Below are 19,148 nucleotides of genomic sequence, written 5' to 3'. Positions count from 1 at the left end.
AGAATCTTATGCAACATACAGTTAGTACCAAAACACTCGTTAAAGCGAGTATCTCAGCAGTCGTCGTCGCGGCTATTACTCTGGTTACCTTTATCTTACCAGCAGAGTACAACATCGATCCGACAGGTCTCGGTGGCAAGTTAGGTTTAACAGCACTTGCACAAGCGGCTGAAGTGGAAACAACGTCATTAGAGACAACTAAAGGCACCGATGAGTTTCAAACAATAGAAGTGACCGTTCCAGCGGGACGCGGCATCGAATATAAATTTTATATGAAGCAGCATGAAAAAATGACCTATGAATGGTTAACCGATGGTGCTTCATTGTACTTCGATTTACATGGAGAGCCTGAAGGTGACACAACGGGTTATTTTGAAAGCTATGCCATTGCTACTACTAATGAAATGAAAGGTAGCTATACCACGCCATTTACTGGTTCTCATGGCTGGTACTGGAAAAACAAATCAGACAAGCCTGTTTCAATACAACTAATGGTTAAAGGGCAATATAAAGTTATTGGCCTTAAACAATAACTAATTTAACTTTACGAATTTCATACGAGATGGAGACTAAAATGAACAAACTAATATCAATTATTGCACTTTGTGGTGTTCTAATTACTGGTAATGTGCAAGCACATGGCGATCATGGGGTTATCAGCGGTCAGAAAGCAATTAGCATTTCTGCCACCTTGATCAAAAAGATGACATTTAAAGACGCGGGTTTTGAAGTTGGTAAGTTAGATGAGTCATGAAAGAATATTGATAAATCTCAACTTTCGATTGCTAGCGTTGAAGACAATTTCTATGTAGTTAGTGCATCTAATGCTAGCAACGAAGATAAGCTTTACTTCCAAATTGCAAAAAACGGTCAAGTATTAGCGGTTAAAAATAAAAACGACTTTTAATCAATTAAAAGGCACCTTTTGATACATGCATGAGGTGCCTTTGTTTTGTATCAAGTACGCTTATGACACAGAGCCACTGGTCGGCTCTAACTCATTTCTGTCCAAAACTGTTTTACAAAGTCCACAACTGCAATTTAGAAGAGCCCCTTCGAGAGGGGCTGGTTGATGGGAGCCCAGTTGGCTAGTTGGCGGGGGTATCTGTTTCCTCTTCAGTGATATCGTCATCGGTTGAAGGCACAGCTTGCTCAACTTCTGCTTCTTTACCCTTAGCTTGGGCTGATTTTCGTGCACGAATTTCGATATCAATAATGCGTCGTGCAAGTTTGATAATGCGCTGTTGCCATGCGTAGTTGCCATCAACACGTTGCTTGTTACTAAGCACGCTAGATAACCAGAGTGTGTCCATTGAGATCATCAACGAATCGAGTTTGCGCACTAAGCCGACAAACTGGCCAACCTGAGGCGAGCTGATTTTAGCGTTGAAGGTAATCGGGTCGGTGTAGTCAGGTACTTCATCGATGCCGTTGGACTCCATCAATTTGTCCAAACGAGATTGTTCGTTGTCTACCGCCTTAGCGCAATCCTCGATCAACTGGCTAATGATCTGTTCCACTTCATCAATTTCGTTCTCATCGCCAATGATGCGCAGGATGACATCGATTCCGTAAAGCGCACTGACCGTCCGTCTAAAAACACGGTCAACGACACGTTGCGCCTGTAAGCTATTAATTGTGAATGATTGTTCAAAGATGGGTTTTGAGTAATTGGGTTTTGCTTGGGCCATAAGTTTTTGCTCCTGATATGACAATAATCAGTCCCTAGCCTAATCCTCTGTGCGGTAATGGCCTTTCAGCTAGGTGGAAGAATTGAGCATCTTTCTAACTATCCTGTCTGGATAAGACGGTTACAATGACTATCAAATATTGCTGATCTGTTTCAGTGATATCTGCGCCTGAGAGCATGAGCTCAAAGGAAGCCCGCCGCTGAGTATTCTCAGTGGTACTAAGAGGTAGCTAGCCTCCTTAAACAAATAGCCTGCATGTTTTTACATGCTCAACCATGCGTTCCTTGCGGTTCGCCTTTTCACCACCCAACTGGGGGAGTTTTCCCCAGTTGGGGGTGACTCCTTCACAACCTAATTAAGGAGTCACCAATGGAATATATCTTCGGATTTATTATCCAAGTCGCAGGCATTATGTTGCTTGCAAAACTGAGCTGGTCGCTTTTGCGATTGGTTGCTCGTCAAAGCGTGCGCCCGTTTCGATTTGTACTTACTCAAATCAAGCGATTGCTCACACCAACACCAAAACGTCGTCCAATGGCAGTGCCTAAAGCTCCTGGTATGCCCCGTTTGACATCTGCGTTTTACAAAGAGCCACATCAGTACGACATGGCTTTACTCGAAATACCAACCTATCTGCGTCGTCAGTCTTCTTTGCCCAGCCGGGTAGAAGCGACTGTGTGCACAGAGTTCAACTAAGACGAGGAGAACATCATGAAAAACCAAGTAACACTCATAGGCTACGTTGGCGCTGAGCCAGAGACGCGAGCCTATCCATCAGGTGATTTAGTGACCAGTATTTCACTGGCCACTTCTGAGAAATGGCGCGACCGTCAATCCAATGAGCTTAAAGAGCATACGGAATGGCATCGGGTCGTTTTTCGAGATCGTGGTGGATTTAAGTTAGGGCTAAGGGCAAAAGATTTAATCCAAAAAGGAGCGAAGCTTTTTGTACAAGGGCCTCAGCGCACGCGCTCATGGGAGAAAGATGGTATTAAGCATCGATTGACCGAAGTGGACGCGGACGAGTTTCTGCTTCTTGATAGTGTGAACAAAGCATCTGAGCCATCAGCGGCGGATGATGCGAGCTCCCAAGTTAATTGGGCACAAACTTATCCTGAACCAGATTTTTAACCGAGCAAAACCCTTTAACCCAGCCGGGAGTACTTTCCCGTCAGGGGCAGACTCCCACTTTGATTGTCGGAGTCCAAAATGGAAAAACCAAAGCTAATCCAACGCTTTGCTGAGCGCTTTAGTGTCGATCCAAACAAATTGTTCGATACCCTAAAAGCAACAGCATTCAAGCAACGTGACGGTAGTGCACCGACCAATGAGCAGATGATGGCGCTCTTGGTGGTTGCAGATCAGTACGGCTTGAACCCTTTCACCAAAGAGATTTTTGCGTTCCCTGATAAGCAAGCTGGAATTATTCCAGTGGTAGGTGTCGATGGATGGTCTCGCATCATTAATCAACACGACCAGTTTGATGGCATGGAGTTTAAGACTTCAGAAAACAAAGTCTCACTGGATGGTGCGAAAGAATGCCCGGAATGGATGGAATGCATCATCTACCGGCGCGACCGTTCGCACCCAGTCAAAATCACTGAATACCTAGATGAAGTCTATCGACCGCCTTTTGAAGGTAACGGCAAAAATGGCCCTTACCGTGTAGATGGTCCATGGCAGACGCACACTAAGCGAATGCTAAGACATAAATCCATGATCCAGTGTTCCCGCATTGCGTTTGGCTTTGTGGGAATTTTTGATCAAGACGAAGCGGAGCGAATTATCGAAGGCCAAGCAACACACGTTGTTGAGCCATCTGTGATTCCACCCGAGCAAGTTGATGATCGAACCCGAGGGCTTGTTTACAAGCTTATCGAGCGGGCGGAAGCTTCAAACGCATGGAATAGTGCATTGGAATATGCCAATGAACATTTTCAAGGTGTTGAACTGACGTTTGCGAAACAAGAAATATTTAATGCACAGCAACAAGCAGCCAAAGCGCTCACACAGCCTTTAGCTTCTTAGCGCCACGCATTCATTTTACTAACCCTGGCGGGATTATTCTCCCGTCAGGGGGAAGGTCTCGTCTTTTTTTTGGAGATCTTCCATGACTAAATCAGCCTCACTTTTTCGCTTGGTATTGGTTGTTGCCCTTGTCGTAGGTTCGATTCAAGCTGGTAAAGCGGCAATTGATTCGGTTCAAGCGAGTGTTGTTCAGCACCAAACAGCGTTAGTACAAGCTGCAAAGTAACCACTTAACCCTGAAGGGGAGTTCTCTCCTTCGGGGGAGTCTCCCCTCAAAGGAGGCAATATGAAGGTTATCGACCTATCACAGCGTACTCCTGCATGGCACCAGTGGCGCATTGCAGGGGTTACGGCATCTGAAGCCCCAATTATTATGGGGCGTTCACCCTACAAAACACCTTGGCGATTATGGGCAGAAAAAACTGGATTCGTATTACCGGAAGACCTGTCGAATAATCCTAATGTGCTTCGCGGTATTCGGTTGGAGCCTCAAGCAAGGCGAGCATTTGAGAATGCGCATAATGACTTTCTTCTGCCGTTATGTGCAGAAGCCGATCATAACGCAATCTTTCGAGCCAGCTTTGATGGCATCAACGATGCGGGCGAACCCGTTGAATTGAAATGTCCTTGCCAGTCAGTTTTTGAGGATGTGCAAGCTCACAGAGAACAAAGCGAGGCGTACCAGTTGTATTGGGTGCAAGTACAGCATCAAATACTGGTCGCCAATAGCACGCGTGGTTGGTTGGTATTCTATTTTGAGGATCAACTGATTGAGTTTGAAATACAACGAGACGCGGCGTTCTTAACTGAGTTGCAAGAAACAGCGCTTCAGTTTTGGGAGTTAGTACAGACCAAAAAAGAACCGACAAAATGCCCTGAACAAGATTGTTTTGTTCCCAAGGGGGAAGCCCAATACCGCTGGACATCACTGTCTCGGCAATATTGCTCAGCACATGCCGAAGTGGTTCGACTGGAAAATCACATTAAATCTTTGAAAGAGGAAATGCGAGAAGCTCAGTCGAAATTGGTCGCTATGATGGGTAACTACGCTCATGCCGACTATGCTGGGGTCAAACTCAGCCGCTACATGATGGCGGGCACGGTGGACTATAGGCAATTGGCCACCGATAAGTTAGGCGAGCTGGATGAACAGGTTTTAGCTGCTTACCGAAAAGCGCCACAAGAGCGGTTGCGCATCAGCACCAATAAGCCAGATCAGCCCGTTGAAACACCAATCAAAATCAGTCTTGAGCAAGAGAACTTGGTTCTGCCAGGTGACTCGCCGAGCTCATTTTATTTTTAACGTTCACTTGGAGCCGATTTCGGCTCCTTTCTCATGCGCTTATATCGAGTGCATCAGAAAGCAGTTTCACTCGTAGCCAATGCTGGGTACGAATGATAGAGCGAGCTGAACTCTTACATACACAGCCATACCACAATCAACACACCACCCGACGGGGACTTCATTCCCTGTTGGGGCATGGGGCCTCGTCAAAACAGATGAGGTTTACCATGACTGAACAATCCCCATTTTTGGTTCAAGTGAATCAAGCGTTTAATGTCCCGGCTCCTGATGCTTTCGTTCTGGAAGGATTTAGTGCCGACACTACCCATCCAAACATTCCCGTTCGCAAGGACGAGTATGTTTTTAGAAAAGAAGACTTACGTGACGTATTGGCGTTCTTGTCTAACCCAGACGGTGACGGTTTGTATATTACAGGCCCCACTGGATGCGGTAAGACCTCGCTAATTTGCCAAGTTGCTTCTCGATTGAATTGGCCAGTTCAGCAAATTACTGCGCATGGTCGATTGGAGTTGTCCGATCTTATCGGTCACCACACACTGGTTAATGGCAACATGACCTTTGTGTATGGACCGCTGGCACTGGCTGTCAAGCATGGCCATTTGCTGATCATTAATGAAATGGATCTTGCTGAGCCTGCTGAACTGGCTGGGCTCAATGACATTTTGGAAGGTGCCCCTTTGGTCATCGCACAAAATGGCGGAGAGATCATCATGCCACACAACAAGTTTCGTTTTATCGCTACCGGCAACAGTGCGGGCAGCGGTGACCAAACGGGCTTGTATCAAGGCGTGCTTCAACAGAATTTGGCTTTCCTTGATCGCTTTAGAATCATCGAAGCGACCTATGCAGAGCCTTCTGTAGAGGAAGCCATTCTGGAGAACGTTGCGCCGGGCTTGCCAGAAGTCTTTCGCCAGAAAATGGTGAAAGTGGCTGGTGACATTCGTCGTCTCTTTATTGGGGGCGCGGATGGCGGTGCTGAGCTTAGTATCACCATGTCCACTAGGACCTTGGTGCGCTGGGCAAAGTTAACACTTGCTTTTAAAGGCGCTCCTAACGCAGTGGAATATGCACTGATTCGGTCTTTGACGGCTCGTGCTGAGTTGGAGCAACGAGAAGCCATTCACCGTATTGCCGCTGATGTCTTCGGTGACCATTGGGAGGATTGATGATGGATAAGTGCTTTGCTCTTTACCGTTACAGTCATTCTGATGGGACAGCCAAAGAATGGGCCATTTACGTTGGATCAGATACCCAGGAGATTGAAGTTCGGTTTGGAAAAGCAGGTCAATTGTCGCAGCAGCGATTGATTGACTCGACTGATCCTAACGCAGAAGCAGACCGAAGAATCAATGAGAAAATCAACAAGGGTTATCGATTGGTTGGACAAGTCGGCATTGATCATCAGGGGCGGCCATTTGAACACTCAAATGCGTTAGATAACGTCGCGTGCGCCAATAACGTCAGTTGGGAGTTTCGTACTCGCAAGGACGTCAATGGCCAAATATCGCTGGCGCAAAAAGCGTTGTTCGATATGGCAAAGCTGCTTGAAGCCTATGGCTTGGCTGTTATTGATGATAACCAGGTCAGGATTGGAGAATGGTCATTAGGGTTTTGCAAAAGCGGATTACCTAGTACCAATCAAATCAGCATGGTGTCAGGTGAAGGCGCTGGCATTGTTAACACTGATGATGGCCCGTGGCCATTGTTGCTGTTACTGGCCTTTAAGCGTCAATTACCACCACTGTGTTCGCTCACAGTAGCGAGTCCTGAAGGGATAGAAGTATCCGACCAACTGAAGTTGGAAAAAGATGTATTGAGGTTATTAGGCAGTGATTTAGAACGGGTTCGCCCGATAGCTGAAGCACTGGACTTAATGCCTGCGAAAATCGATCTCAACCAATCGTCGCCTGATTCGCAAAATTACTATTTCTGATAGTGGTATTGCCATTAGCGTGCCAACTACTACCACCCAAACGGGGGCCATTGCTCCTGTTGGGAGTGGTGCGTCCCCATCTCGCATGAGGATGCACTATGAGTATTCAAACCCTCGACAAACTTTTGATTTGTCACATCGACTGTTCCATCTGGAGCGGTAGAAAAAAACTAAGGCCTGAAGATTTCAGACTAGCCAATGGCAGCCAACTTCCACCGAAGGATGTTGCCAGCTTAGGGAGTAAAAAAATTTGCGACCCAGAGGCATTGGCGAACTTTGAAAGGCTTAAGAAAGAAGCGCAGCGCTTGTGTGAGCAAGTCGGTGTGCGGTTTTTAGGTGGCTATGCCGTCCCTGAAGACCGAATTGATCAGATTGTTCCAGAGCTTGACCGGATCGGTCAGGAGTTTGCGCAGTGCAAGCAGTTGTTCCTGGACAACTATGATCAGGTGACGTTTGACTGGGTTGCAAAACACCCGGAATTTGCAGATGCAATCCGACGTGCATTATCACCCATCGAAGACGTGGAACAACGGCTTCAGTTCGATTATGCCATCTATCGAATGCAACCGGCTGAACAAGCTGGAGGCTTAGATGACAAGGTCAATGGTATGGGACACACCCTCTTTAGGGAGGTGGCTCGTGATGCCAATGAACTGTTTGAGCGTTCCGTTGCAGGCAAGAATCAAATCAGTCAGCGAGCTCTTAATCCGCTCAAGCGATTAAGAGACAAGTTGGATGGTTTGTCCTTCCTGGATCATCGAGTTCAGCCGATGGTTGAAGCGATGGACAATTTATTTGTTCGTCTGCCGAAGACCGGCCCTGTGACAGACAATCTCTATCACGAACTGATGGCGACCATTTTAATTTTGTCTGATCCAGACAAGATGAGAATGCACGGTGAAGGTCAATTGGATATCAGACAACTGATGCCCAAACCTGAACCTAAACCCGCACAGCCAGTATCTGCTCAGGCAGATAACTTACGTGCAATACCACAACCAACCGTCAGACCAAACCTTGGTTCGACTGTACCAAACTCATTTTATTTCTAACGTCCTTGAGGGCATGTTGCCCTTAAGGGCGCATGTCCTCTGAACTATGTAAGAGGAAATTATGCAATCAACCATCCATAACCCCAGCCAACTGAAGCAGTTTGAAGCACATTTTCGTGGTGTGACTGATGCGGTTGAAAGTGAATCGATACCAGAAGTGGCGTGTTGTCGAACGTTAGTACAACGGTCGTACTCAACACATAGTGTCGTGATCCCAAAGAACCCTGTGCTGATCGCAGATGCGGACGCACAAGGAGCTTGGGTAACGGCCATGGTGTTTGTTCCAAACATGGCATTGCAGCAAACCGCTTTTGAGCGGGCCTGGCTGCAATATCAACACGAGGTGTCTACTCAGTTACAAGATCAGTACGGTCTGACATTGGATGACATCCTGAGTTTAGACCAGCTTAAAACGTCATTTGAGCAGCACGAGAGTCCAGCTCAATTGGTGGCTTGGTTAGGTCAAAAATACGACCTGGATAAGCTAAAAGCACAGGTTTAAACATCCATATTCCCAGCGGGGAAACGCTCCCGCTGAGGGAGTATTCCCCCTAATGATTAGGAGACTCCCATGAATCATCCATTAAAAAATGCACTGCCAATCGTTGCCGCCGCTTATGGCGAAAAGTTTGGTGTGAAGGTGCTTATTCAAGGACAAGATGCGTTTACCGATGGTGAGCGGATTGTGATCCCAACAGCAAACCCAGACGACCCACACTATCAACAGATAGCTTGGGGTTATCTGGCTCATGAAGCGGCGCATATTCGGCATACCAATTTTGACATGGTGAAGAAGGCGTCGTCTAAGCCGATCCGTAAGGCACTTCTCAATATTATTGAGGATGTGCGCATTGAAAACGAATTGGCAAAGGATTACCCCGGAACCCGGCGCAGTATTTCGCAAGTGATTGAGTACATGGTGGACACACAGCAAATGTGTGTACCTGAACAGCTTGAGCCTGCATCTAATTTGCAAGCATGGTTGTTGTTCCGCTTGAGATGCCATTTTCTCGGTCAGAAAGCACTGATGCCTTTGTATCAAGTTGTTGATGAAAGAGTAAGACAACTCTTTCCTGCCGCAGCGATGAGCCGGTTAAGCGCCATGCTGACAGTAGTGCCTAGCCTAGCGTCTACAGGTGAAGTGCTAAAACTTGTCGATGCCATCGTTGCCATGTTGGAAGAAGAATCTCGTCCACCACAGGATGAGTCGGATGCTGATAACAGTAATGACATTGGACAAGCTGCGAGTAATGACAGCAATAACAGTAGTGACAGTCAAACCCCGGAAACTGGTTCGTCTGCAATGGGGGATGCTGCTGAAACGGGGGATTCAGATAACTCTGATCAAGCTGACAATTTGCGACAAGCCTTAGAGGCCAGTGCCGCTCAGTTTGAACCCGATACCTTTGCCCAAGTGGCAGAAGTGTTGTCGGAACAAGCTGAAGGACATCAGGGTGTCACTCCACTCAGTTTGCCCCAAGCAGAGCACGCTATGTTGGGTGATGAGGCGATCTTGACCTTATCGGCGTCTGAGTCCGCTCAAATTCGAGCCCGACTTAGGGGCATGGTTCAGTCCAGTCAGGACAATCGGAATCATGCCAAAAGGCACGGTCTTCGAGTTGCAACCCATCGTCTTGCCGCTTCACAAGCCGGTGAGTCGAGATTGTTTATTCAAAGGCAACCTCGCATTGCGCCTAATGCTGCTGTGCACTTGCTGGTCGATATATCGGGTTCAATGGGTAAACCCATTGGCGAAGGTAATCGAAAGTACTTTCATGTTGCCAATGAAGCCGCTTTGGCTTTGGCCATGGCACTGGAAGGCATACCGGGTGTTGTACCTGCGGTCAGTTATTTTCCTGGTATTCATCAGGAAGTTTCTATCGCGTTATTGCCCAAGCAATCGGTTCGACATCGGGCCGCCTGTTTTGACCAAAAACCACGAGGTTGTACACCTATGGCACAAGCGATGTGGTTTGCGGCAAACAGTTTGTTAGCGCAAAAACAGAAGCGAAAGCTAATGATAGTGCTAACGGATGGTGACCCAGATGATTGGGCTGCCACGCATGACATTGTTGACCGGTGCAGACGCAGTGGCTTTGAGCTGCTGGGGATCGGGATTCAAACACGCAGTGTTGAGAAATTCTTTCCTCAAAGCATCGTGATTAATGACGTCAAAGATCTAAAGCGTGAGTTATTCGAAGTAACACAACAACTGTTAATTCAGTAACCACATCAATTTTACCACCCTGCGGGGACGATTCCGTCTCCGTCAGGGCATGGGTTCGTCTCCGCTTTTTTTTGGAGACTCCTATGAAAAACAGAAAGTTCTTAGCTGGCGAAGAAGCCGGTACTTACATCGTTCCAGAGCAGGTGACCGAAGCGGATATCTTAGATATGGCGCTCAAGCTTGCTCGTGGTCGATTGAGTAAAGATCGCAAAATTGAACAGCCATCGTCGGCGTTCTCATACCTGCAAACACTGATGCACGAGTATGAGCACGAAGTCTTTGGCGTGCTGTTTCTTGATACAAAGCATCGCGTTATTCGATTTGAAGAGCTGTTCAAAGGTACTTTAGATGCGGCGAGCGTGTATCCAAGGGAGGTAACAAAACGAGCGCTAGAACTTAATGCGGCAGCAGTGATATTGGTTCATAACCATCCATCGGGTGATCCTGAACCCAGTGAAGCTGATAAACGCATTACTCATCGACTCCGTGACGCCTTGTCACTTGTTGATATTCGAACGCTTGACCATGTTGTGGTCGCATCCGAGGGCTGCGTTTCGCTTGCCGAACGCGGTTATCTTTAATGAATGGGCGCATTGCCCATTCTCCTTCATCACAAAAGCAGTCCAATCAACACACATCAGCACAGCTCGAATTTCTATTTGAGTTTGATGATGCCCCAGTCACTTGGTCTGACACGGAAATCTGGCAGTTACGCGAAGGCATTCTATTGGATGCGATCCGAGTATTGCTAGACGGTCGTGTCAGTACTCGATTGCGAAAGGATGTGTTGTCGTGGATTCAAAATGACGAATTAACGCCATTTTGCTTTCGTGTTTGCGCAATGGCTGCGGTTGTAGATCCTGATATGCTTCGTGATTCCATCATGTGGCTATTAAGACGACATAGTATCCAGCTTGACTAACGTTCCTGCATTAACCGAACGGCTCAATGCAGGACCTAAGCTGACTTTTACCATCTGTGGTAGGAGTCGGCATTTTACTTAAGGAGGTTATATGGCGTTACCTTTACAAATTGAAACAGTAAGGCCATATCTTAATGGCCAATGGCTTCAAGTCTTGGCGGCATTGGTGCCAGAACTTGATGCCGCTATTGCTCGAAAAGGCCGTCATGTGGCTTGTCCTGTTCATGGCGGTCGTGATGGCTTTAGGCTATTCAAAGATGCTGAATATACCGGTGGTGGCGTTTGTAATACCTGCGGTATCTTTCATGATGGCTTTGAACTGTTGTCTTGGATTAATGGATGGAACTTTGCTCAGTCTGTTGAAGCAATCGGTCAAGTTCTAGGTATTCAAGCCGGACAAGTACCAACTCGGGCAATACCGAGTAACGCTGTTGACTGGAAGACTAAAAAGCAGGAAGAGGACAAAGCGATTATCCATCGCTTGAATCAAACCTGGGGAGAAACGTTATCTCTTGCAGATACTCGTGCGCAACCAGTTTGGAACTACTTGCATCGTCGTGGCATTGTTACCCGGCTTCGTCCTGAATGGGATTCGGTGCTGAGGTTTCATCCAAACTTGCCTTACCATGATGAAGATGGTCTGTTTATCGATAGCTACCCAGCGCTGCTAGGTAAAATCGTTACGCAGCAAGGGCGTTCGGCCACGTTTCATCGGATCTACCTAAGTGAAGATGGATTCAAAGCGCCGGTTGAAAAGCCTAAAAAGATGATGCCGATACCAAGTGACAGAACAATCACTGGTGGTGCCATTCCTATAGGTGAGCCTGGTGAAGTACTAGGTGTTTCTGAAGGTATAGAAACAGCCCTAGCGGTAACCAGAGCAACGGGGCAAACATGTTGGTCGGTTGTGAATGCAACGCTACTGGCTAGGTTTGAACCACCAAGTAATGTGAAAATGCTGTACATCTGGGCAGATCACGATCTCTCTGATACCGGCCTGAATGCAGCGAATGAACTCAAGAAAAAAGCCTGGCAGAAAGGCATTCTGACACAAGTTCTGATCCCTCCGATACCAACGTCACTTGGCGTGAAAAGTTGGGATTGGAATGATGTGCTGAATGTTTACGGAGCCATGGGCTTTCCTAAAGTTCATATCTGATCGAAGGGGCTTCGGCCCCTTTTGACTAATCTGTCAAAACTCAAACTGAGGAGTCTAGATTGCCGAAGATGTTGGTTCGTTTTTTGATTTTTATCAAGCTGAAAAGTAAGGAATTTATTGCAATTGACCCAGTTGTTATATAATTTAGCTAATTTATATAGTGTGTCCGTCAAATGCTGGAGTTCCAGAGTGAACCAATACGAAATTTTTGCGCAAATAAAGAGTGCACTTAGTGATGCCCCTCGCAATCAATACACTGCTGAGCTACATCTGCAAATGATCAAATATGCTGATGAGTTGAAGAACATCACAGCCAAAGAGTTTTGTGAGGGAGTTGGCCTGCGAGGTAGTTTCGGTACGGAATTTAGCAAGATGCGGAATCTGACTCAGCGCTTGAAGGCGGCGGGATTGGATACCGCAAAAATTTGAGAAATCAAGCAAGCCCATTTGATTTTCAGAAACGGAAATAAGAACAACAATTCATAGGAGACTTTAATGGCGGACTCTGAGCAAACCACAACGACCCCCGAGGCCATGAGGGATTCAGTGATCAGCATGGCGGTTGAGTCCTGGCGCTTTGGCCGGGTGTTTGACCGTCTGCTGATGAAACTCGATGCTGGGGAACAGAACCGGTACAAGAGCCAGTTCCGCTGGTTTATCAAAAAGGTCGAAGAAGCCCTTGAGCAAGCGGATCTGCGCATCGTCAACGTCGAAGGGCATCCCTTCGATCCCGGCATGGCCGCCACTCCGCTGAATATCGAAGAGTTCGATACGAAGGATGCCTTGATGGTCGATCAGATGCTCGAGCCGATCATTATGGGGAAAGAAGGTTTGGTTAAGACAGGAACGGTCACTTTGAGGAAGGTGGAACTATGAAAAATTTCGTTGGTATTGATCTGGGTACAACAAACAGCGCGATCTGCTCCTATGACGGTTCCGAAACCCGCATCTGGAAGAGTCCTGAACAGAATGATGTTACGCCATCAGCTATTTATATTGATCGTCGTGGCAATAAATATGTTGGTAAGCGAGCTTACGATTCTGCACCGCATAGCCCAGACAACTCAGCGATGTTATTCAAGCGTGTGATGGGAACAAGTACGCCAATTCAGTTATCTGCAGTAAATCTTACCAAGACTCCCGAGGAATGTTCAGCTGAAGTACTAAAAGTGTTGTTCGGGTACTTGCCAGAAGAGATTAGAAATGATCCTGATACGGGGACTGTAATAACTGTTCCGGCAGCATTTAACCAGATGCAGAAAGACGCAACAATGCAGGCTGCTAGTATGGCCGGGATCGGGAAAGTTGCACTTATGCAGGAACCCGTAGCTGCAGTAATGAGTGTCATGCGTGCTCGAAATACAGATGGAATGTTTCTAATTTATGATTTGGGTGGCGGCACGCTCGATATTGCCATTGCAGAAAGTATTGGAGGAAGGGTAAATCTTCTTGCTCATGGTGGCATAGCTATGTGCGGTGGTCGGGACTTCGATCGAGTATTAGTCGATAATGTGGTTCGTCCTTGGTTACTTGAAAAGTTTGACCTCCCAGAAGACTTTTCTGTGAATCCTAGTTATAAATCTCTCATCAGACTGGCTACCTGGGCTACCGAGCGCGCAAAAATTGAACTTTCAGCGCGCGAGGAAGTTGTTATTAGTCTCTCAGAAACTGAAACACGAGTTAGAGATCTGAGCGGAGATGAAATCTATCTCGATATCCAATTAAAACGTGAAACTTACGATAATTTAATTGCAGAGCGCGTAGCTGAATCGGTCAACTCAGCTCGCGAGGCTTTAAATAAAGCTGGGCTCTCTCCTCATGACCTTGAGAGAATTGTGTTTGTGGGTGGTCCAACCAATTACAAGCCTTTGAGAGATAAGGTTGCTTATGAGCTTGGAATACCTGGAAATACCGATGTGAATCCAATGACAGCTGTGGCCGAAGGAGCTAGTCTTTTCGCTGAATCTATAGACTGGGGTTCCCAGAACCGATCGCGAAAAAGCACCCGAGGTCAAATCTCCTCCGGTGGAGGACTGGAACTATCTTTCAATTACATTGCTCGTACTCCGAATGTTAAAGGGAAGATAGCAGTGCAGCTCGCTGTGCAAGCAGCATCTGGTTCAGAGTTTCAGGTCGACTGCGTCGACACTGGTTGGACCTCAGGCCGCCTGCCTCTCAAGCATGGCGCAACCATCGACGTCACCCTGACAAAAGCTGGTGACAACACCTTCAAGGTATTTGTTTTCGATTCTGTAGGAGGACCCATTGCTCTGCAACAGGACAATATCGTCATTACCCGAACCGCTGCCTCAGTGGATGCAATTCCAGCCTCTCACTCGGTTGGCATTGAAGTATTGGAGAAACTTGGCGGTCGTCCCGTTCTCGACTATCTGGTTCGCTCGGGTGACTCGCTGCCCAAGAAGGGTAAAAAGGTATTCAAGGCCGCTGAGTCGCTCAAATCCGGTGCCTCGGGATCGCTCAACCTGAAACTCTGGGAAGGCGAAATCGAAGACCCCATTACCGACAACCGCCCCATCGGGGTGTTGAAGATTTCCGGCTCCGACTTCGATGACGGCGTGATTCCCGCCGGTGCCGATCTGGAATGCGAATATGAGATCCTGGACTCCGGCAACATCAACATTGAGGTCTCCGTACCCTGCATCGGCGGCACCTTCCACTCCGGTAAGAACTTTTATTCACGCCAAGAGGGTCAGCTCGACTACACCGCCGCGGCCGTCATGGTTGTCGAGGAAGGCGAAAGAACGCTGAATCGCATCGACGAAATCAACGAGGTGGTGGACAACCCGAAGCTGGAACAAGCGCGTCAGAAGCTTGAATCTGCTGTCTCGCTCGATCCAGAGGAAGCTGAGACCGAGAAGTCCCAAGAGGCCATGGAGAAGGTTCTCGAGGCAAGGAAACTTCTTGCCCAGGTCCGAAAAGAGCATCTGAAGGAAATCCGGCAGATTGACCTCGATGGTGTCGTTTCCTTCTTTGATGAGTATATCCGCCAACATGCCCGTCCATCAGAGGCGTCGGCTTTTGACAATCTGGCAAAGACTGCACAGCGCTCAATCGACCGAAATGACAAAGACTTTGAGCACCACCTTGATGAGCTGAAAGGTAAAAACTTCGAGATCCTATGGCGGCAGGATTGGTTCGTGGTCGAGCGGTTCAAATCGATGGTCAACTCGCCCCACCTGTTTGCCGACAAGCACCGTTTCGAGGAACTCGCCCAGATCGGCACGCAACTCATGCGCTCCGATGACATTGAAAAGCTTCGCGCCGTTGTCGCCCAGCTTTCGATGATTCAGATCGGCGGCGGCCCCGACAACGAGATGTTCGATGTAGCCAACATTATCAGGGGATGATTTATGGCGAAGGACTTATGGCTGCCTAAAGGCTTTGAGTTGCCGGACGGATCGAAAATCCGGTCGCTCCTCTATGCAGGCGACGAGTGGCAGATTTTCGATACCAATGGCTCGAACAATATCCTGCTTACGCGTCCGGAACTTACGCAAAAGTGGGATGAATTCGGCTTCCTCTATGAATCCTTGTTCGGGGATGTCGCTTTTGGGAGTGAAACATTCCGGAGCCTGAGCAGCCATAAGAAGTACACCCTGACGGCGGTTGAGAATGGGAAATCCCCGGAAAGCAAGGTCGATGCACTGGCCTTTGCCTTCGCCCTCAAAGAGTCTCGAAAACTGTCGGAGGATGCCTCTTTCCATGATGCCGTTTATGTCGAGCAGTATTCCAGACTGCTCCCGGCCTGGACGCTGACACCTCACGTCGATGATGAAGTTGTCTTGGGAACATGGATCACCGGTGGGGTCGTCATCTCGACGGAATCTTTCCGGCGTTTGACCAGCCTGACCGGCTGGATGCCCGTTGGCGATCTGGCTGAAATTGTAAGGGCTGCCGGGTTTAGCGTACCTGCGGATGCGGGCCTGCTGGCCAAGCGCAAGCCCGCCTCTCAGGCCAAGAACGACGCGAAGGCCGCCATTGCCAAGGAGGCTGTAGTCGAACCTGACCAGCCGCAAATGCCTGAAGAACCAGCCGAGGCCAAGGTTTTCAAACTTCCAGGACGGCCTCAGCTTGAGGAGTTTTTCAACGAGCACGTCATCGACATCATCTTCAATGCCGAGAAATATCAGGCTTTGGGTATCGATTTCCCTTCCGCCATCGTCCTCCACGGGCCGCCGGGTTGTGGCAAGACTTTTGCCGTGGAGCGGCTTGTCGAGTTTATCGATTGGCCCAGCTACTCGATTGATTCCAACAGCGTCGGCAGCCCCTACATTCACGAAACCAGCAAGAAGATCTCCGAGGTTTTTGACAAGGCAATTGATGGGGCTCCATCCGTCGTCGTGATCGACGAGATGGAATCTTTCCTATCGGATAGGCGCTCCGGCAGCTCGTCCGGATTGCATCACGTCGAGGAGGTAGCGGAATTCCTTCGGCGGATTCCGGAGGCCATCAAAAACAAGGTACTGATAATCGCTATGACAAATCTGATCGAGATGATCGATCCGGCCATTCTGCGTCGCGGACGTTTCGACCACATCATCGAGGTGGGCATGCCGTCGCGGGAAGAAGTGGCATCGCTGGTGAACTCACTTTTGAGCAAACTACCGAAGGCTGAAGGCATTAACGTGGACAAGATCCTCGATGCTCTCACGGGTAAGGCGCTCTCCGATTCGGCTTTTGTCATACGCGAGGCCGCACGGCTTGCTGCCAAGGCCGGGAAGACAGAACTCGATCAACAGAGCATTGAGGCCGCGTTGAACAGCCTTCCTAAAGACCAAGAGAAAAAAAGCAGACGCATCGGATTCGTCTGGGATGACAAGTAACCGGAGGGGAGCATGGACCTATTACAAAATCCTTTTCACATTCTAAATGCCAGCCCCCGCGATAACCGTCGGCGGATCATGGAACTGGCTGATGAACGCAGCCTTTTGCTCGACTCAAGCGAGTGTATGGAGGCGCGTTCGGAGTTGACGAACCCTCGTAAAAGGCTCTCCGCTGAAGTCGCCTGGCTGCCAGGCATAGGGCCAAAGCGTGTGGGAGAAGTGCTGTCGCTTCTCGAGTCTTCGCCAGCGGATTTGCTCGCCGTCGATAACCTGTCGTCAATTGCTCGGGCGAATCTGCTTGCAGCAGGACTCGCTCGTTTGTCTGACCAAAATGCCGATGACGTGGCGGAATGGATTCTCGAAATCTCATGGGCATTTGAGGACCTCGACGCCGATGAGCTGAGCGTGATCATCAACGAGGAACGGGTTGTTTCCGGCTTTCCGGAGGTGTCGGACCTCTCAGCCGTTGAAGCTGAAATTCAGGAACGGCGGAGACACTATCGCAAGGTCATCAAGTCGGCCCTCGACAACCTTTCCCCAAAAGAACTCGTGGAAGCAGTTACCATTGCCGTCGAATCCGCAACTGATGATGGCGAGGAACACGGCCCTATTCTAATAGCCGACCTCGTCGATTCGTATGAGGTCGAAGCACAGGGATTCCTTGATAAGGAAGAAGGGAACATAAAAGCCCTCGTCGAAAAACTTCGAGCCGCCGTCGATGCGGAACGTTCCGATTCCACCTTGGCCCCCATGGTGAACCAGCTAATCCAGGTTGTGAAGAACTGGGATACCGTTGCTCAGCCGATTCAGGTTAGCACGAAGAGCCGAGGGCTCGATCACGACGCCAGCCACCGCGTTGCCGGTCTGGTTCGCGGCCTGGCGATTCATATGTTCAACGAGCACGAGAAGCTCGATTTCTCGCAGCAACTCACGAATATGCTGCAGGAAGTGTTCGCGGAGGTTGGCGAGGTTGCAGAACGCACCGCTGAGGATGCATTTGCTCTTGGTGAGATAGCGGAGCAACGGGTTCTTCATTCAGAAGTTTCAAAAGTCGAGGAGCTTACTACCCAGATTAAAGCCGACGTTGATGGTGGGCGACCGGATACATATTTATCACCAAAAGTTAATCAGCTTTGCCAGCTCGTCATGAATTGGGAAATCGATCCCGAGCATGATGCGAGTCAACACGCTGCATGGATTGTTCGAGACTTAGCGATTCATATATTCAACAAGCATGACAAGCTGGATTTTGCTCAACAGCTCACAAAGGCGCTTTTTGGAGTATTTGATGATGCTGGTGATATTTCTGATCGCATTGCCGATGATGCTAAGGCTCTTCAAGAAATAGCCACAAGCCGAAGCAAGCTAATTTCTCAATTCCGAGCATTTAACCTAAACGGCAACTCATTTTCATTTAAGGGCAGAACATATAACACGAAAGATATTCGTCATATTGGATTCTATCGAGCCGTTACAACTCATAAGACCAACTTTATCGAAACGGGAAAGACTGAGCAGGCCAATATTTACCTTACGATGTCTGGAGGGCAAGAGGTTAAAATCTCCGTAGATGAACAAGGATTTTTCTTCAATAAGGACAAATCAGCACAAATCAAGACGGTCGTCGAGTTCTATTCATATTTGTCTCACGTTACGTTTGATCACCGGGTTGATTTTTATGAGTCTCAAATAAAGAGGAACGGCTATTTTGAGTATGACAAGTGTCATTTCTATCCGCGTAAGAAAATAATATTCCGTGGGCGAGATTTCGACCTGACATCAACTTCGTTTTTGCGTGGGTATGGCTACGTTGAGATGAGGAAAAAGGATTTTGGGATTCTCGATAAAATAAAGAGAGAAGTATCCCTAACCAAAATTCCACAATTCAGCACCATAATCGACACAGATGTGATTTTCCATTTGTTGGATAAGCATTTCTCATTGAGGTGGAATTCGTAGTCAATGAACAGTCTTTAATGGCCGATT

Annotated in this window: 20 protein-coding genes and 1 pseudogene; 20 read left to right on the top strand and 1 reads right to left on the bottom strand. The window is 48.1% G+C overall.

The window, feature by feature from the left end:
- Positions 1–8 precede the first annotated feature (8 nt).
- Both ACOQOE_RS16145 and ACOQOE_RS16140 read left to right on the top strand, forming a co-directional pair.
- On the top strand, positions 9–533 hold the full coding sequence (locus ACOQOE_RS16145; RefSeq protein WP_064663801.1) for a hypothetical protein: 525 nt from the start codon (positions 9–11) through the stop codon (positions 531–533).
- A 29-nt stretch (positions 534–562) separates the two neighbouring features.
- Positions 563–907, top strand: a pseudogene (locus ACOQOE_RS16140) (DUF6488 family protein).
- A gap of 181 nt (positions 908–1,088) precedes the next feature.
- Here the strand turns inward: ACOQOE_RS16140 and ACOQOE_RS16135 are convergent.
- A complete protein-coding gene (locus ACOQOE_RS16135) occupies positions 1,089–1,691 on the bottom strand; it encodes a hypothetical protein (protein ID WP_022614423.1) in 603 nt (200 codons plus the stop codon).
- 369 nt (positions 1,692–2,060) lie between these two features.
- Between ACOQOE_RS16135 and ACOQOE_RS16130 the strand changes: the two genes are divergently transcribed.
- From ACOQOE_RS16130 to ACOQOE_RS16045, 18 genes are all read left to right on the top strand, one after another.
- Positions 2,061–2,387, top strand: coding sequence for a hypothetical protein (locus ACOQOE_RS16130; protein ID WP_007104995.1), 327 nt, complete (start codon positions 2,061–2,063; stop codon positions 2,385–2,387).
- A gap of 15 nt (positions 2,388–2,402) precedes the next feature.
- Positions 2,403–2,822, top strand: a complete 420-nt coding sequence (locus ACOQOE_RS16125) for a single-stranded DNA-binding protein (RefSeq protein WP_022614424.1) — start codon at positions 2,403–2,405, stop codon at positions 2,820–2,822.
- 78 nt (positions 2,823–2,900) lie between these two features.
- Positions 2,901–3,719: a phage recombination protein Bet gene (bet, locus tag ACOQOE_RS16120; protein ID WP_000414662.1), complete on the top strand. Its 819-nt coding sequence runs from the start codon at positions 2,901–2,903 to the stop codon at positions 3,717–3,719.
- An 82-nt stretch (positions 3,720–3,801) separates the two neighbouring features.
- On the top strand, positions 3,802–3,945 hold the full coding sequence (locus tag ACOQOE_RS16115) for a hypothetical protein (RefSeq protein WP_172780803.1): 144 nt from the start codon (positions 3,802–3,804) through the stop codon (positions 3,943–3,945).
- 60 nt (positions 3,946–4,005) lie between these two features.
- Entirely contained in the window at positions 4,006–5,022 is a 1,017-nt protein-coding gene (locus ACOQOE_RS16110; protein WP_374914662.1) for a YqaJ viral recombinase family protein, read from the top strand.
- A 209-nt stretch (positions 5,023–5,231) separates the two neighbouring features.
- Positions 5,232–6,191 carry an AAA family ATPase gene (locus ACOQOE_RS16105; RefSeq protein WP_374914663.1) on the top strand — a complete coding sequence of 320 codons (960 nt, stop codon included), beginning with the start codon at positions 5,232–5,234 and terminating at the stop codon, positions 6,189–6,191.
- Positions 6,191–6,958, top strand: coding sequence for a hypothetical protein (locus tag ACOQOE_RS16100; RefSeq protein ID WP_248419391.1), 768 nt, complete (start codon positions 6,191–6,193; stop codon positions 6,956–6,958). Before ACOQOE_RS16105 ends, ACOQOE_RS16100 begins: the two co-directional genes overlap by 1 nt.
- A 98-nt stretch (positions 6,959–7,056) precedes the next feature.
- Entirely contained in the window at positions 7,057–8,010 is a 954-nt protein-coding gene (locus tag ACOQOE_RS16095; protein WP_000027441.1) for a DUF3150 domain-containing protein, read from the top strand.
- 61 nt (positions 8,011–8,071) lie between these two features.
- Positions 8,072–8,512: a hypothetical protein gene (locus ACOQOE_RS16090; protein ID WP_032469941.1), complete on the top strand. Its 441-nt coding sequence runs from the start codon at positions 8,072–8,074 to the stop codon at positions 8,510–8,512.
- 69 nt (positions 8,513–8,581) lie between these two features.
- Complete coding sequence (locus tag ACOQOE_RS16085) at positions 8,582–10,237, top strand: VWA domain-containing protein (protein ID WP_420554465.1); 1,656 nt, start codon at positions 8,582–8,584, stop codon at positions 10,235–10,237.
- An 83-nt stretch (positions 10,238–10,320) separates the two neighbouring features.
- On the top strand, positions 10,321–10,818 hold the full coding sequence (radC, locus tag ACOQOE_RS16080) for a RadC family protein (RefSeq protein ID WP_420554464.1): 498 nt from the start codon (positions 10,321–10,323) through the stop codon (positions 10,816–10,818).
- Positions 10,818–11,159, top strand: coding sequence for a plasmid-related protein (locus tag ACOQOE_RS16075; RefSeq protein ID WP_420554463.1), 342 nt, complete (start codon positions 10,818–10,820; stop codon positions 11,157–11,159). Before radC ends, ACOQOE_RS16075 begins: the two co-directional genes overlap by 1 nt.
- A gap of 91 nt (positions 11,160–11,250) precedes the next feature.
- Positions 11,251–12,318 (top strand): DUF7146 domain-containing protein, encoded by a 1,068-nt coding sequence (locus tag ACOQOE_RS16070; protein WP_420554462.1) that lies wholly within the window; start codon positions 11,251–11,253, stop codon positions 12,316–12,318.
- Positions 12,319–12,507: 189 nt separating this feature from the next.
- A complete protein-coding gene (locus tag ACOQOE_RS16065; RefSeq protein WP_420554461.1) occupies positions 12,508–12,747 on the top strand; it encodes an HTH-like domain-containing protein in 240 nt (79 codons plus the stop codon).
- Between the two features lie 66 nt (positions 12,748–12,813).
- On the top strand, positions 12,814–13,194 hold the full coding sequence (locus ACOQOE_RS16060) for a hypothetical protein (RefSeq protein ID WP_109247970.1): 381 nt from the start codon (positions 12,814–12,816) through the stop codon (positions 13,192–13,194).
- Positions 13,191–15,686: an Hsp70 family protein gene (locus ACOQOE_RS16055; protein ID WP_420554460.1), complete on the top strand. Its 2,496-nt coding sequence runs from the start codon at positions 13,191–13,193 to the stop codon at positions 15,684–15,686. The genes ACOQOE_RS16060 and ACOQOE_RS16055 overlap by 4 nt, the downstream gene beginning before the upstream one ends.
- 3 nt (positions 15,687–15,689) lie before the next feature.
- On the top strand, positions 15,690–17,162 hold the full coding sequence (locus ACOQOE_RS16050) for an ATP-binding protein (protein WP_420554459.1): 1,473 nt from the start codon (positions 15,690–15,692) through the stop codon (positions 17,160–17,162).
- 12 nt (positions 17,163–17,174) lie between these two features.
- Positions 17,175–19,121: a hypothetical protein gene (locus tag ACOQOE_RS16045; protein ID WP_420554458.1), complete on the top strand. Its 1,947-nt coding sequence runs from the start codon at positions 17,175–17,177 to the stop codon at positions 19,119–19,121.
- Positions 19,122–19,148 lie beyond the last annotated feature (27 nt).

Source organism: Neptuniibacter marinus, from assembly GCF_965223595.1.
Classification (GTDB): domain Bacteria; phylum Pseudomonadota; class Gammaproteobacteria; order Pseudomonadales; family Balneatricaceae; genus Neptuniibacter; species Neptuniibacter marinus.
This window is presented reverse-complemented; position numbering and strand designations above follow the sequence as displayed.

Bases quoted from the DNA above. Each gene is read 5' to 3' on its own strand.
- ACOQOE_RS16145 (WP_064663801.1), top strand. From the start codon at position 9: ATGCAACATACAGTTAGTACCAAAACACTCGTTAAAGCGAGTATCTCA.
- ACOQOE_RS16135 (WP_022614423.1), bottom strand. From the start codon at position 1,691: ATGGCCCAAGCAAAACCCAATTACTCAAAACCCATCTTTGAACAATCA.
- ACOQOE_RS16130 (WP_007104995.1), top strand. From the start codon at position 2,061: ATGGAATATATCTTCGGATTTATTATCCAAGTCGCAGGCATTATGTTG.
- ACOQOE_RS16125 (WP_022614424.1), top strand. From the start codon at position 2,403: ATGAAAAACCAAGTAACACTCATAGGCTACGTTGGCGCTGAGCCAGAG.
- bet (WP_000414662.1), top strand. From the start codon at position 2,901: ATGGAAAAACCAAAGCTAATCCAACGCTTTGCTGAGCGCTTTAGTGTC.
- ACOQOE_RS16115 (WP_172780803.1), top strand. From the start codon at position 3,802: ATGACTAAATCAGCCTCACTTTTTCGCTTGGTATTGGTTGTTGCCCTT.
- ACOQOE_RS16110 (WP_374914662.1), top strand. From the start codon at position 4,006: ATGAAGGTTATCGACCTATCACAGCGTACTCCTGCATGGCACCAGTGG.
- ACOQOE_RS16105 (WP_374914663.1), top strand. From the start codon at position 5,232: ATGACTGAACAATCCCCATTTTTGGTTCAAGTGAATCAAGCGTTTAAT.
- ACOQOE_RS16100 (WP_248419391.1), top strand. From the start codon at position 6,191: ATGATGGATAAGTGCTTTGCTCTTTACCGTTACAGTCATTCTGATGGG.
- ACOQOE_RS16095 (WP_000027441.1), top strand. From the start codon at position 7,057: ATGAGTATTCAAACCCTCGACAAACTTTTGATTTGTCACATCGACTGT.
- ACOQOE_RS16090 (WP_032469941.1), top strand. From the start codon at position 8,072: ATGCAATCAACCATCCATAACCCCAGCCAACTGAAGCAGTTTGAAGCA.
- ACOQOE_RS16085 (WP_420554465.1), top strand. From the start codon at position 8,582: ATGAATCATCCATTAAAAAATGCACTGCCAATCGTTGCCGCCGCTTAT.
- radC (WP_420554464.1), top strand. From the start codon at position 10,321: ATGAAAAACAGAAAGTTCTTAGCTGGCGAAGAAGCCGGTACTTACATC.
- ACOQOE_RS16075 (WP_420554463.1), top strand. From the start codon at position 10,818: ATGAATGGGCGCATTGCCCATTCTCCTTCATCACAAAAGCAGTCCAAT.
- ACOQOE_RS16070 (WP_420554462.1), top strand. From the start codon at position 11,251: ATGGCGTTACCTTTACAAATTGAAACAGTAAGGCCATATCTTAATGGC.
- ACOQOE_RS16060 (WP_109247970.1), top strand. From the start codon at position 12,814: ATGGCGGACTCTGAGCAAACCACAACGACCCCCGAGGCCATGAGGGAT.
- ACOQOE_RS16055 (WP_420554460.1), top strand. From the start codon at position 13,191: ATGAAAAATTTCGTTGGTATTGATCTGGGTACAACAAACAGCGCGATC.
- ACOQOE_RS16050 (WP_420554459.1), top strand. From the start codon at position 15,690: ATGGCGAAGGACTTATGGCTGCCTAAAGGCTTTGAGTTGCCGGACGGA.
- ACOQOE_RS16045 (WP_420554458.1), top strand. From the start codon at position 17,175: ATGGACCTATTACAAAATCCTTTTCACATTCTAAATGCCAGCCCCCGC.